Here is a 13,720-nt window from a genome sequence, read left to right as displayed (position 1 = left end):
TGCGCGCATTCTAGTGACAAGATGGCGCGGCGCAGCATGCGCCACTGCGCATATCCCCATGCGCCCAAGGGCAAGGCGCCGGCAGATGACCGAATCGTCATCTGCGCTTCATCCGGCCGCCACCAGGAACTGCGGCGTGCCATCGCTGGCGCGCACCTCGGAGCACTGCACGCCCCACACACGCGCAATGGCGGCGGCGTCCAGCGTCTCGCCTGTGGGCCCCACGTCGCAGCGCCCCGCGCCCATGAGCACCACGTCGTGCGCATAGCGCAGCGCCAGGTTCAGATCGTGCAGCACGGCCACCACGCCGATGCCCTGCTCCACCGCCCAGCGGCGCACCAGGGCCATGGCCTGGTGCTGGTGCGCCAGGTCGAGCGCGGCAGTGGGTTCATCGAGCAGCAGCCAGCGCGTGGCGCCGTCGGGCCGGGGCTCCCAGATCTGGGCCAGTGCCCGGGCCAGGTGGGCGCGTGCGCGCTCGCCGCCCGACAAGGTGTTGACGCCCCGTCCCGCCAGGTGGGCCACGCCCGTGGCCTCCATGGCCTCGTGGGCAATGCGTGCCTCGTGCCGGCTGGGCGACTGGCGGTGGGGAAAGCGCCCCATCTCCACCACCTCCTGCACCGTGAAATCGAAGGCCACCGCCGTCTCCTGCGGCAGCACGGCGCGCAGGCGCGCCAGCTCCAGCGCGGCAATGGCCGAGAGCGCCCGGCCCCCGAGGCTCACCGCACCCGAGCGCGGCGCGCGCTGGCCCGAGAGCATGGACAGCAGCGTGGACTTGCCCGCACCATTGGGGCCGAGGATCGCGGTGAAACGCCCCGGGGCCAGACGGGCATGCACGGTGGCCAGCAATGGCCGGCCCGGCAGGCCCACCCCCAACTGATCGCACACCAGTGGATCACCGGCGCAAAGCGGATTGGCGCTCATACCTTGCTCCGGAACTGGCGCAGCATGGCCAGGAACAAGGGCACGCCGATGAAGGCGGTGAGCACGCCCAGCGGCAGCTCCGCCGGCTTGACGATGGTACGCGCCACCACGTCGGCCACCAGCACCAGCGTGGCGCCCAGCAGGGCCGAGCAGGGCAGCACCACGCGGTGGTCGGGCCCGGCCACCAGGCGCACCCAGTGCGGTGCCACCAGGCCGATGAAGCCGATGATGCCCGTGGCCGCGGTCACCGCGCCCACGGCCAGTGCGGTGACCAGCACGGCCAGGCGCTTGGTGCGCTCCACCGGCACGCCCAAAAGCGCAGCCTGTGCCTCGCCCAGGGCAATCGCATTGAGCGGGCGCGCCAGCACCAGGCCCAGGCCGCAGGCCACCGCGACCACGCTGCCCACCAGGGCCACGGCGCTCCAGCGCGCCCCGCCCAGGCTGCCCAGCAGCCACATCTGGATGTTGCGCAGCTGCTCGTCGGTAGAGATGAAGTTGAGGTAGCCCAGGCCCGCCAGCGCCAGCGCATTGACGGCCACGCCCGCCAGCAGCATGAGCCCCATGCGCGTGCCGCCATCGGCCTGCGCCAACCCGTAGATCAGCGCCGTGACCACCAGTCCACCGCCAAAGGCCGTGATCACCAGCGACCAGCTGCCCAGGGTACGCGGCATGTCGGGAAGGAAGTGGCTGCCCAGCACGATGGTGAGCGCCGCGGCCAGCGCAGCGCCGCTGCTCACGCCGATCAGGCCGGGGTCGGCCAGCGGGTTGCGGAACAGCCCCTGCATCAGCGCGCCGGCCAGGCCCAGGCCAGCCCCGGCGGCCACGCCCATCAAGAGGCGCGGCAGCCGGATGTTGACAAACACCAGGTACTCGGGCGCCTGCTCGGGCACCGCTGCAGCGCCCACGGCCTGCAGCAGCACCTGCCACAGCTGGGCCGGTGCGATGGCGTAGGCCCCCTGGGTGCTGGCCCACACAAAGGCCAGCGCCACCAGCGCCAGGCCCAGCGCCAGCGCGGTGCGCTGCGACAGGCGCCCTGGAGCGCGCCGCGGGACCGGCTGCACGGCGGCTGCCAGCCCGCTCACGCGGTGATCGCCTGCAGGCGCGCCTGGATCTCCCGCACGGTGCCAGGCAGGCGCGGCCCGAAGCCCAGCAGTTGGCTGGCCTCCATGGTCACCAGGGCCTTGCGGCGAAAGGCGGGCGTGAGCGCAAGCTCCGGCCGCTGCCAGAAGGCCGCCTCGCCGCCCAGCGCCTCGATGCCCTGGGTGCTGTTGAGCAGTACATCGGGTGCGGCACTGGCCATGGCCTCGGCCGTGAGCGGCCGGTAGCCCGCGAACTGGGTGATGGCGTTGGTGCCGCCGGCAAAGCGGATCAGCGCGTCGGCCGCGGTGCCGGTGCCCGCCACCATGGGGCTGCCGCTGTGCGAGAGGATGAAGATCGCGCGCGGGCGCCGCGCAGCCGCGGCCACGCTCTTTTGCACCGCCGCCCACTGGGCATCGAGATCGGCCTGCAGGGCGGCGGCCTCGCGCTCGCGGCCCGCCACACGGCCCACGGTGGCCACCTTGCGCTGCACCTCGTCCCAGGTGTGGTCGGCCTTGACCAGTTCCACGCGCACGCCGGCGCTGCGCACCTGGTCCAGCACCACGGGCGGGCCGGCCTCGGTGGTGCCCACCACGGCATCGGGTTTGAGGGACAGCAGCCCCTCGGCCGAGAGCTGGCGCATGTAGCCGACCTTGGCGGTCTTGAGCGCAGCCTCGGGGAACAGACTCGTCGTGTCGGTGCCTACCAATTGCGCCTGCGCGCCCAGCAGGTAGACCACTTCGGTCAGCGCGCCGCCCAGCGAGACGATGCGCGCAGCCCCTGCGGCATGGGCCTGGCCCAAGGCAAGGGACAAGGGCAATGCCGCAGCACCGCGCAGCAGGTGGCGGCGCTCGATCAACCCGGTATCACGCAGCATGGGCCAGCTCCTGCAGTCGTGGCAAGCCGGCTGCCAGGTCGCGCCAGCCCTGCAGCTCGGGCTTGCCTGGCTTGCGCGCGCCAAAGAACATGGCCATCAGTTCGCCCGCATGGTCGAAGGCCTCGACCGAGGTCACCACGCCGTCGGCGGTGGGCTTTTCCACCAGCCACACGCTGGCCACCATGTCGGTGCGCAGGTGCAGGTTGAAGCCGGGGTCGAGCACATTGATCCACTGCGCACCGCCGGGCGTGTCCAGCGGCTTGATGTTGGCCACGGGGCCGGTGTGGATCTGGATGCAGCCGCCGCTGCCCACGAAGACCATGATGGGCAGGCCGCCCGCCGCTGCCTGCTGCAGCACGGCGGTGACGGATTCCTTCGCCAGGCGCCAGGCGAACTGCCCTTCCACCAGGCGAAAGCCCTGCTGGCGCTCCACGCCGAACTTTTTGGTCAGGCCGAAGAACTCGTGCGTGTCCTGCATCGCGGCCCAGCCTGCGCGCAGGCCGGCGGCGTCGATCTCGGCATCGGGCCGCGGCACCTCGGCCGGCGGCGCGGCGCCGAACACATAGCCCGCGCTCGGCTGCGCAAAGCGCTGCACCACGGCATCGAGCGCGGCCAGGTCGGTGGCCTCGCGCACGAAGACCTTGTGCACCGCACGCCCGTGGGCGTTGTAGAACTGCAGGCTGCGCTGGGGCGGGCGTGCCGGGTCGGCGGCGGCCTCGGTCACCGCGAAGCCCGCATGCCACTGTGCGAAGAACAGGCGCAGGTCGATGTCCTCGCTCAAGGCGATGCCCACCGGCCCCGTGGCCGAGATGTTCATGTAGACACCGGTCTTCTCGTGCACCACGCCCTCGTTGCGCGTCAGCGCCATCAGCGGGCCGCAGGCTTCGAGCGACTGCAGCAGCTGCAGCCACGAGCCCTGCAGCGGCACGGCCTTGAGCGGGTGTTCGTGCTCGCCCGCATGGGCGGCGATGGCCGCGCCTTCGGACAGGCCCAGGGCCTCGGCGGCATCCTTGGCGCGCTTGCCGGTGGCACGCATGGCGGCGAACTGCTCGCGGATGGCGGGGGCCGTCTGCAGGCGCACGCCGTTGGGGTCGGGTTGGTGGGAAGAGGTCATGCTCATTGGACGGTTTCGGGGGCGGGGATCCACAGCGCGCGGCGCTGCTCTGCCGCGGAAAGGGCCGCATTCGCGGCATCGGCCGCCTGCCCGGCGCTCTGCTGGGCCCAGCGGCCCTGCAGGCTCCAGACCACGGTGCGGAAATGCGGCGTGAAGCCTTCGGCGTCGGCCAGCATCTGCAGGTTGGCGGTGATCTTGCGGCCCATCGCATCGCGGTGGCTGTCGCAGCAGGCCTGCACATAGCCCGTCATCAGCGCCAGGGTGCCGGCCAGCAGCGCCTCGGCGCAGGGCAGGCTGTACTCCTCGTCGCAATGGCCGCTGGAGGCGGGGCTGTCGGATGCATGGCTCATGGTCTGTCTCCTTGCGTGATGGATGGGTTCGAACGGTCGATCAGAAGTCCGCCACCAGCGACACGCGCACGGCGCGGCCGGGCTGGCTATAGGCGTCGATGAAGTTGGCGTTGGCGGCCAGGCCGCGCACGTCGGCCCAGCGCCAGTGCTTCTTGTCGGTCAGGTTGTAGATGCCGGCGTTCAGGCGCAGGTCCTTGCGGATGCGCCACTGGCCCGACAGGTCCAGCACCGTGTACGAGGGCGTGAGGTACTGCGTGCTGCCCGTGGCCAGGGTCACGTCCTCGGCCTTCTTGGCGGCGGCGTGCGTCATGTCCAGGCGCACCATGAAAGCGCTGGTGTCGTAGCGCAGGCCAGCCGTCAGGCGCGAGGGGTCCACGGTGTTGACGGGCTTGCCGGTGGCGGTGTCGCGCCCGCGCGTCTGGCCGTAGGCGAACGGCGTGCTCAGCTGACCGCCTGCGAAGCTGCCCCAGCGCACATCGCCCTTGACCTCGAAGCCATTGAGCTTGACGCGGCCGATGTTGACCGACTGGAACACCAGCGGGTTGCCCGGCGCACCGGTGCCGCCCACCTGGCGCAGGTCCTCGATGAAGTCCTTGTAGCGGCCGGTGAAGGCAGCGGCTTCGATGGACAGCGCATCCATGCGGCCGCGCACGCCGATCTCGAAGTTCTGGCTCTTCTCGGGCTTGAGGTTGCCGTTGGGCACCGTCTTGTAGTTGCTGACCGGGTTCTCGAAGAAGGCGTTGACCTGGCCGGCGTTGGGCGCACGGAAGCCCGCCGCGTAGTTGCCGAACACGCTCCAGGCGTCGGTGGCGCGGTACAGCAGGCCCAGCTTGGGCGAGGTGGCATTGCCCGAGAGCGAGACCGCCTGCGCGCCGAAACCGCTCTGGTCGGCCTTGATGCGGAAGGTGTCGAAGCGCACGCCGGGCGTCACGCTCCAGGGGCCGTTCACGATCTCGTCCTGCACATACAGCGCGGTGCTGGTTTCGGTGGTGTCGGGGAAGCGCTTGAGCGGGAAGGTCTCGCCCACGGGCGGCGTCACGCCGTCCTGCAGGTTGGTGACCTTGGCGGACGAATGGTCGATGCCGTAGGTGATCTTCTGCACCCAGTTGCCGCCCGTGCGCAGCACCTTGCTGCCCTGCACATTGGCCTGCCAGCTGCGCTCGTCGTACGTCACGTCGCGCACGCGGTCGGCGGCGGTGCTGCGGTCCTCGAAGGCGTACTCGCGCGAGTGCGCGTCCTGGAAGCTCAGCGTGGCCTTCACGTCGTCGGCAAAGCCTGCGTTCAGACGCCAGCTGCCCTCCCAGGTGGCGCGGCTGCGCTGCATGTCGGTGGACGAATGGGAGGACAGCGTGGACGTGGCCGCCAGCGGCGGCTTGGAGCGCGCGGTGAGCAGCTCGTAGTCGGAGGTCTTGTCCACATGCTCCACCGTGAAGGCGTGGCGCTGGCCGCCGCCGGGGGTGAGCACCACCTTGGCCAGCAGCGCGCCGCCCTGGTCCTTCTGCGGGTTGGGCAGGGTGCGGTCGGCGTTGGCCGCATCGTTGGTGCCCATGTTGTCGAGTTCGCGCGCGCGGTTCACGCTGCCGCTGACCAGCCACTGCACCGTGTCGTTGACGCGGCCGGCCACCGTGGCGCCCAGGCGCTTGCCGTGGTCGTCGCCATCGTAGCCGGCGCTCACCTGGCCGCCCAGCGTCTTGCCGTCCTTGAGGAAGTTTTCGGGGTCCACGGTGATGAAGTTCACCAGGCCGGCCATGCCGTCCGAGCCGTACAGCGCCGAAGTGGCACCGCGCACCACCTCGATGCGCTGCAGCAGGCCCATGTCCAGGTAGTCGCGGCCGAAGGCGTTGGCGCTGAAGACGTAGCTGCGCGGCAGGCGGATGCCATCCACCATCATCAGCACGCGGTTGCCGTCCAGGCCGCGGATGTTGAAGCCCGCATTCTGTTCACGGCCGGTGGAGCCGCTGGCCAGCGAGAAGCGCGCCGGCGAGCGCGTGACGGACACGTTGGGCAGCTCGCGCACCGCATCGCGGATGTCGCGCACCTGGCCCTCTTCGAGCGCACGCGCGTTGATCACGTCGATGCTCATCGGCAGGTCGTCGGGGTTCTGCTCGCTGCGCGAACCGCTGATCACCACCTCCTTGAGCGCCGGGCCCGCGGCCACGATCTGCACGGGTGCGCCCGCGGTCTGCGCCTGGGCGCCGGTGAAGGAGGCGCACGCCAAGGCGGCCAGCAAGGCCAGCGGACGGAGTTCGAAACGGGGGGATTGGTTGACTGGTTGCGCCACGGCAGGAAACCCTTTTTTCTCTGAGACGGATGTGGAAACAGAGCTGGCTTCGGACGCCGGAAACCCCTGGTATGCGGGGCTGGCAGTGGCTGGCTATCGAGAAATTATATGAGAATAATTATCAATACACATTGACCTGTCTCCAACTGTGTCTTCACAAACGCTGGCGCGCCTGCCGTGGCGTGATGCCGAAACAGCGGCGAAATGCCGTCGCGAAGTTGGCCGCGCTGGCGTAGCCGGCCAGCGCCGCGGCGCCGGCCACGTCGGCCTCACCACGCTCCAGCGCCTGGCGCGCGCGCAGCAGGCGGAGCTGGCGCAGGTAGTCCACCACCGAGCTGCCGCCCACCTTGGGGAAGTGGCGCTGCAGGTGCGATGCGCTCATGCCCGCATGGCGCGCGATGGCGGCCAGGGGCATGGCGTCGGCGCCGCCGCTGTCCAGGAAGTCGCGCAGCTCGCGCAGCCGGCGGTGGCTGCGCGCATCGAGCGCATCGCGCAGCTCCAGGGCCTTCACCTCCCCTACCGTCGCGCCCGGCTGGCGCGCGATCACGTCCAGCGCCTCGACCACGATGTCCAGGCAGCGGCTTTCCAGCCAGAGGCGGCGCAGGCCGGGATCCATGTCGGGTGGGCGGCCGATCTGGTCTGCCAGAGCCATGGCACGCGCCGAAGGCCGCCAGGGCGCCACGGCCAGGTGCTGGCGGCAGAAGGCGCGCACGGCGCCATTGGCCACGCCATTGGCCTCCAGCCACTCGGGCATCAGCGTGAGCGAGACCTTGCGCTCGGCACGGCCGCTCTGCCAATGGCGCGTGAAGCGGTCGGGTTCGGCCAGTGCCACCAGGGCAGCGGCGGTGCGCCCGACCCCCGGGCCGAGCACGAAGCTGCGCCGCCCGTACGACAGCTCGGAACTGCCCTGCACCAGCATGCACAGCTTGAGTCCGGGGTACAGCAGGTTGGAGGTGCGCAGCGTGCACAGGTCCTGCAGCTCGGTGCGGTAGAGCACCAGGCCGGGGCGCAGCTCCAGGGTCTCCATGCTGCCGCGCAGCACCTCGCGCGGTGCCGCCTGCATGCCGCTGACCTGGTAGTCGCCGCCCAGCAGATGCAGGTTGCGCGTGAGCTCGGGCAGCCCGAGGACGGGCATTTCTGGGCACAGCGCAAAGCTTTCTGGGGGAATGTCAAACATGGCGGAGGCCCACGGGGGCGGAAGCGTGAAATGATAAACGGGTTTCATTCTCATTTAGAACATACAACAGATCCGAGGACTGCATGCATTTCCGTACCAACACCCTTCCCCTGGCACTGACCGCGCTGTGCGCCGCCCTCGCCGCTGCCGGGGTCCATGCGCAGGCGGCCGCCGACGCACCCGCCACCCCGGCCCTGTCCACCGTCGTGGTCACCGCGTCGGGCAATGAGCAGGAGCTGCGCGAGGCACCGGCCAGCATCTCCGTCATCACGCGCGAGGAGATCGAGCGCCGCCCCGTGCAGGAACTGGCCGAGCTGCTGGGCACGGTGGAAGGCGTGACGCTCAGCCGCAGCGGCAACTTGGTGCCCGGCGTGCAGCTGCGCGGCCTGGGCTCGGCCTACACGCTGATGCTGATCGACGGCAAGCGCGTGAACGCCACCTCGGCCATGTTCCGCGGCAACGACTACGACACGGGCTGGGTGGCCACCGACGAGATCGAGCGCATCGAGATCGTGCGCGGGCCCATGTCCTCGCTCTATGGCTCGGACGCCATCGGCGGCGTGGTCAACATCATCACGCGCCCGGTGGGCAAGCAGTGGCGCGGCTCGGCCCGTGTGGAGACCGTGCTGCAGCAGGACAAGCAGGCTGGCGACAGCCGCCTGGCGGGCTTCTCGCTGGCCGGCCCCATCGCCACCGACCTGCTGGGCCTGAAGCTCACGGGCGCCTACGACCAGCGCGATGCCGACGGCGCGATCAACTCCCTGCCGGCCGCGGGCACACGCCAGACCGGGCTGCAGCACATCCGCAACCGCCTGTTCGGCGCGCAGCTGGCCCTCACGCCCGATACCCGCCAGAGCATCACCGCCGACGTGGACACCAGCCGGCGCGACCACGCGGGCTTTCTGATGGAGCGCGATGCGGTGGCGCTGCGCCACAGGGGCCAATGGGGCTTCGGCAACACCGAGCTGACCTATGCCGCCGACGAGATCCGCAACCTCACCGGCATGGTCACGGGCCAGGTCAACCCCAACAAGGCCAGCACCAGCAACCTGAACGGCAAGCTCAACCTGCCCGTGGCCTGGGGCAACCAGTTCGTCACGGCAGGCTTCGACATGCGCCATGAAAAGCTCAACGACCCGGCCAACCTGCGCGGCCTGCCGGGCACGGCGGGCTTCAATGCCAGCCCCGAGACCTCCATCGGCCAGTGGGCGCTGTTCGTGGAGGACGAGATCCGCATCAGCGACAAGCTCGCCATCACCCTGGGCAACCGCTTCGACCACCACGAGAACTTCGGCGGCCACAACAGCCCGCGCGCCTACGCGGTCTACCACCTGAGCGATGCCCTCACCGTCAAGGGCGGCGTGTCGCGCGCCTTCCGCGCGCCCACGCTGCTGCAGGGCAGCCCCAACTGGGGATCGGTGTCCTGCGGCAGCGCCACGGTGGGCTGCTACATCGTGGGCAGCAACGCCATAAAGCCCGAGACCGGCACCAGCCAGGAGCTGGGTCTGCAGTTCGCCCAAGGCATCCACAGCGGCGGCCTCACGTTCTTCAACACCGACCTGAAGAACATGATCGACATCACCAACCGCACGGCCGACCGCGCGCTGGCGCCGAGCTACGACAACTTCGTCGGCTACCTGCCCGATGGCCGCCCGATCTTCCGCTACCAGAACATCGCCAGCGTGCGCTCGCGCGGGCTGGAAGCGAGCTGGGCGGCCCGCCCCTCGGCCGCCTGGAACCTGCGCGCCAACTACACCTACACCGACGCCAAGAACACCAGCGGCGCCATCGCCCTGCCGCTGACCTACCGGCCGCGCCACGTCGTCAACCTGGGTGCCGACTGGCGCGCCACCACCCAGCTCACCGTGAGCGGCAGCCTGCGCTACCACAGCGCCCAGTACATCAGCGTACCCTCCAATGGCCAGAACAAGGTGGAGAAGGCCGGCTACGCCATCGCCGACCTCACCGCGGGCTGGCGCATCACCGACGCACTCACGCTGCGCGGCGGCATCCTGAACCTGACCAACAAGACCTTCGACCGCACGACCTCGGCCGACTTCAACGAAGACGGCCGCCGCTACTACCTGGCCCTGCATGCGAAGTTCTGACCGGCGCCCCGTCGCCCGCACCACCGCCCTGCTGCTGGCCGCCCTGCTGGCCTGCGCGCCCGGGCTGGCACCCGCCCAGTCCGCAACGCCCGCGGTTGCCGAACCACGGGCGGCAGCCCTCGAAAGCCCGCGCCTCGTGCGCCTGCACGCGGCCCTGGCCGCAGGCGAAGGCACCGAGGCCTTCTGGCGCGAGGCAGCCGCCCACGGTGGTCCGCTGGTCGAGCCCGGCGCCCACGCCGACGAGGCGCTGCTGACCTTCCTGTGGCGCGGCACGCCGGCCACGCGCACGGTCAAGGTCTCCTGGGCCATGCGCTCGGAGAACGAGTTTGCACTCACGCAGCTCGGGCAGAGCGATGTGTGGCACCTGAGCCTGCGCGTGCCCCGGGGCCTGCGCGCCTCCTACCAGTTGGTGCCCGATGCCGAGGTGCCACCCGGCGCGGACCGCATGGCGCGCGCAAGGGCTGAGGACGCCGTGGCACGGCCCGACCCGCTCAACCAGGCGGCGCGCTGGCCCCTGCAGCCCAGCCGCACGCCCGCCAGCGCCGAGCCCACGGCCCCGCGCTCGGTGCTGCGCCTGCCAGGTGCCCTGGCAGAGCCCTGGCGCGATGGCGCAAGCGCCCCACGCGGCACACTGGAGCACCTGCGCCTGGCCAGCACCCGCCTGGCCAACGAGCGCGATGTGAGCCTGTACCTGCCGGCCACCCCCGCCACGGGCCAGCCGCTGCCCTTGCTGGTGCTGTTCGACCGCGATGCCTACCTGGACCGCGCCGATGTGCCCGCCCTGCTCGACGCACTGATCGCCCAGCGCCGCATCCCGCCGCTGGCCGCGGTGTTCGTGGGCCACCCGGCTCCGGCCCTGCGCGGCACCGAGCTGCCGGCCAACCCGGGGTTCGCCGACTTCCTCGCGCACGAGCTCATGCCCTGGCTGCGCGCGCGCCAGCCCGGCATATCGCACGGCGCGCGCGACGTGGTCGTGGCCGGCTCCAGCTACGGCGGCCTGGCCGCGGCGTTTGCGGGCTACCGCCACCCGGGCGTGTTCGGCAATGTGCTCGCGCTGTCGGGTTCGTTCTGGTGGGGGCCGCGCAATGTGCCGCGCGCGCCCGACTTCGAACGCTTCGGCGAGGGCGAATGGCTCACGCGCGAGTTCGCCGCCAGCGCACGCCTGCCGCTGCGCTTCTTCATCACGGCCGGGCTCATGGAAATCACGCTCACCGGCGATGGCGGCGGCATCCTCGATACCAGCCGCCACCTGCGCACCGTGCTGCAGGCCAAGGGCTACCCGGTGCACTACCAGGAGTTCGCGGGCGGGCACGACTACTACGCCTGGCGCGGCGAGCTGGCACAGGGCCTGGTGCACCTACTGGGCGAGCGCATGGCAGCCCCCTGAAAACACCAAGGGAGCCCGAAGGCTCCCTTGCTTTCACCGCTGGGCGTGCAGGTTCATGCCGCCACGGCTTCCGGCACGGCTTCGGCCGTGGCCTTGGCCAGCACCGGCATGCGGATCAGGTGGTCGAAGGCGCTGAGGGCAGCCTTGGAACCATCGCCTGCGGCGATCACGATCTGCTTGAACGGCACCGTGGTGCAGTCGCCGGCAGCGAACACGCCGGGCAGGTTGGTGCGGCCATGCGAGTCGACGATGACCTCGCCGAACTTGGACAGCTCCACCGTGCCCTTGAGCCATTCGGTGTTGGGCACCAGGCCGATCTGCACGAACACGCCTTCGAGCGCCACCAGGTGCTCCTCGCCCGTCGCGCGGTCCTTGTACTTGAGGCCGTTGACCTTGCCGTCGGCACCGGTGATCTCGGTGGTCTGCGCGTTGGTGTGGATGCTCACGTTGGGCAGGCTCTTGAGCTTGTTGACCAGCACAGCGTCGGCCTTGAGCTGGTCGGCGAACTCGACCAGCGTGACATGGGCCACCAGGCCGGCCAGGTCGATCGCGGCCTCGACACCCGAGTTGCCGCCGCCGATCACCGCCGTGCGCTTGCCCTTGAACAGCGGGCCGTCGCAGTGCGGGCAGTAGGCCACGCCCTTGTTCTTGTACTCGGCTTCGCCGGGCACGTTGACGTTGCGCCAGCGCGCGCCGGTGGACAGGATCACCGTCTTGGATTGCAAGGTGGCGCCGTTGGCCAGTTGCACGCCGATCAGGCCGCCGGGTTCCGAAGCCGGGATCAGCTTGTCGGCACGCTGCAGGTTCATGATGTCCACGTCGTAGGCGCGGGTGTGGGCTTCGAGCGCGGCGGCGAACTTGGGGCCGTCGGTCTCGAGCACCGAGATGTAGTTCTCGATCGCCAGCGTGTCGTTGACCTGGCCACCGAAGCGCTCGGCCGCCACACCGGTGCGGATGCCCTTGCGGGCCGCATACACGGCGGCCGCGGCGCCGGCAGGGCCGCCGCCGACGATGAGCACGTCATACGGTGCCTTGGCCGACAGCTTGGCCGCGTCACGTGCGGCGGCGCCGGTATCGAGCTTGGCGATGATCTCCTCGACCGACATGCGGCCCGAGGCGAAGACCTGGCCGTTCATGAACACCATGGGCACGGCCATGATCTCGCGGTCGGCCACTTCCTTCTGGAAAGCGCCGCCTTCGACCACGGTGGTCTTGATCTTGGGGTTGACGATGGACATGAGCGACAGCGCCTGCACCACGTCCGGGCAGTTGTGGCAGGTCAGGCTCATGTAGACGTCGAACTCGAAGTCGCCGTCGAGCGCTGCGATCTGCTCGATCACCTCAGGCTCGACCTTGGGCGGGTGGCCGCCGGTCCACAAAAGGGCCAGCACCAGCGAGGTGAACTCATGGCCCAGGGGCAGGCCGGCAAAGCGCAGCGAATTCGTGCTGCCCACGCGCTGCAGGCTGAACGAGGGCCTGCGTGCGTCCTGGCCATCGGTGCGCAGGCTGATCTTGTCGCTGCGCAGGGACTGGATGGTGGTCAGCAGTTCCAGCATCTCGCGGGAGGTCTGGCTGTCGTCCAGGGAGGCCACCAGTTCGAACGGCTGCGTCACGCGCTCCAGGTAGGCGGCAAGCTGGGTCTTGAGTTGGTCGTCGAGCATGGTGGTGTCCTTTCGAGTTCTGGCTTGTAGGGTGGGGGCCAAGGCCGCTTGTGGCAAGCCCGGGTCCGCAACAGAGCGTAAAAAATGGGCGAAAAAAAGCCGGACGGCATGGCGCACGCGCGCCACGACGCTGTCCGGCTGGGGGCTGCCCGAAGGCCGCCGTGCCGATGCAATCAGCCGATCAGATCTTGCCGACCAGGTCCAGCGAAGGAGCCAGGGTCTTGGCGCCGTCGTTCCACTTGGCGGGGCAGACTTCGCCGGGGTGGGCGGCGGTGTACTGGGCAGCCTTGAGCTTGCGCACGGTTTCCTTGACGTCGCGGGCGATTTCGTTGGAATGCACTTCGGCGGTCTTGATGATGCCGTCGGGGTTGATCACGAAGGTACCGCGCAGTGCCAGGCCTTCTTCAGGGATGTGCACGCCGAAGGCGTTGGTCAGCTGGTGCGTTGGGTCGCCGACCAAGGGGAACTTGGCCTTGCCCACGGCGGGCGAGGTTTCGTGCCAGACCTTGTGCGAGAAGTGCGTGTCGGTCGTGACGATGTAGACCTCGGTACCGGCCTTCTGGAACTCGGGGTAGTTGTCGGCAGCGTCTTCGATTTCGGTGGGGCAGTTGAAGGTGAACGCTGCAGGCATGAAGATCAGCACGGACCACTTGCCCTTGAGATCGGCTTCGGTCAGGTCGATGAACTCGCCCTTGCCATTGCGGTTGACGAAAGCGGTGGTCTTGAAGGGTTGAACTTGCGTGTTGATCAGGGACATTGCTGTTTCC

General features: G+C 69.8%; 11 protein-coding genes. 2 read left to right on the top strand and 9 right to left on the bottom strand.

Annotation, left to right across the window (positions count from 1 at the left end; all coding sequences use genetic code 11):
- Window positions 1–108 precede the first annotated feature (108 nt).
- The 7 genes from AC07PA_RS06140 to AC07PA_RS06110 all read right to left on the bottom strand — a co-directional run bounded on the left by AC07PA_RS06140 (window position 109) and on the right by AC07PA_RS06110 (window position 7,797).
- Complete coding sequence (locus AC07PA_RS06140) at window positions 109–921, bottom strand: heme ABC transporter ATP-binding protein (RefSeq protein WP_494609319.1); 813 nt, start codon at window positions 919–921, stop codon at window positions 109–111.
- Window positions 918–2,003 (bottom strand): FecCD family ABC transporter permease, encoded by a 1,086-nt coding sequence (locus AC07PA_RS06135; RefSeq protein WP_494609318.1) that lies wholly within the window; start codon window positions 2,001–2,003, stop codon window positions 918–920. The genes AC07PA_RS06140 and AC07PA_RS06135 overlap by 4 nt, the downstream gene beginning before the upstream one ends.
- Window positions 2,000–2,875, bottom strand: coding sequence for a heme/hemin ABC transporter substrate-binding protein (locus AC07PA_RS06130; protein ID WP_494609317.1), 876 nt, complete (start codon window positions 2,873–2,875; stop codon window positions 2,000–2,002). The genes AC07PA_RS06135 and AC07PA_RS06130 overlap by 4 nt, the downstream gene beginning before the upstream one ends.
- Complete coding sequence (locus AC07PA_RS06125) at window positions 2,865–3,995, bottom strand: hemin-degrading factor (protein WP_494609316.1); 1,131 nt, start codon at window positions 3,993–3,995, stop codon at window positions 2,865–2,867. Before AC07PA_RS06125 ends, AC07PA_RS06130 begins: the two co-directional genes overlap by 11 nt.
- A complete protein-coding gene (locus tag AC07PA_RS06120) occupies window positions 3,992–4,339 on the bottom strand; it encodes a hypothetical protein (RefSeq protein WP_494609315.1) in 348 nt (115 codons plus the stop codon). The genes AC07PA_RS06125 and AC07PA_RS06120 overlap by 4 nt, the downstream gene beginning before the upstream one ends.
- A 40-nt stretch (window positions 4,340–4,379) precedes the next feature.
- The gene (locus AC07PA_RS06115) at window positions 4,380–6,620 is read right to left on the bottom strand and encodes a TonB-dependent hemoglobin/transferrin/lactoferrin family receptor (RefSeq protein WP_494609314.1); all 2,241 of its coding nucleotides are present in this window, start codon (window positions 6,618–6,620) and stop codon (window positions 4,380–4,382) included.
- 154 nt (window positions 6,621–6,774) lie between these two features.
- Complete coding sequence (locus tag AC07PA_RS06110; RefSeq protein ID WP_494609313.1) at window positions 6,775–7,797, bottom strand: helix-turn-helix domain-containing protein; 1,023 nt, start codon at window positions 7,795–7,797, stop codon at window positions 6,775–6,777.
- An 83-nt stretch (window positions 7,798–7,880) separates the two neighbouring features.
- Here AC07PA_RS06110 and AC07PA_RS06105 point away from each other — a divergent pair, with 83 nt between their 5' ends.
- Together AC07PA_RS06105 and AC07PA_RS06100 are read left to right on the top strand one after the other, a co-directional pair.
- Window positions 7,881–9,905, top strand: coding sequence for a TonB-dependent receptor domain-containing protein (locus AC07PA_RS06105; protein WP_494609312.1), 2,025 nt, complete (start codon window positions 7,881–7,883; stop codon window positions 9,903–9,905).
- On the top strand, window positions 9,892–11,292 hold the full coding sequence (locus AC07PA_RS06100; RefSeq protein WP_494609311.1) for an alpha/beta hydrolase-fold protein: 1,401 nt from the start codon (window positions 9,892–9,894) through the stop codon (window positions 11,290–11,292). The genes AC07PA_RS06105 and AC07PA_RS06100 overlap by 14 nt, the downstream gene beginning before the upstream one ends.
- Window positions 11,293–11,345: 53 nt before the next feature.
- Here AC07PA_RS06100 and ahpF read toward each other — a convergent pair whose 3' ends face one another.
- Entirely contained in the window at window positions 11,346–12,953 is a 1,608-nt protein-coding gene (gene ahpF / locus AC07PA_RS06095; RefSeq protein ID WP_494609310.1) for an alkyl hydroperoxide reductase subunit F, read from the bottom strand.
- A gap of 181 nt (window positions 12,954–13,134) precedes the next feature.
- A complete protein-coding gene (gene ahpC / locus AC07PA_RS06090; protein WP_007854684.1) occupies window positions 13,135–13,710 on the bottom strand; it encodes an alkyl hydroperoxide reductase subunit C in 576 nt (191 codons plus the stop codon).
- Window positions 13,711–13,720: the final 10 nt, after the last annotated feature.

This window comes from Acidovorax sp. GW821-FHT09B03 (assembly GCF_059418305.1).
The sequence above is the reverse complement of the archived record's forward strand: the minus strand, read 5'-3'. Positions and strand labels throughout refer to the sequence as shown.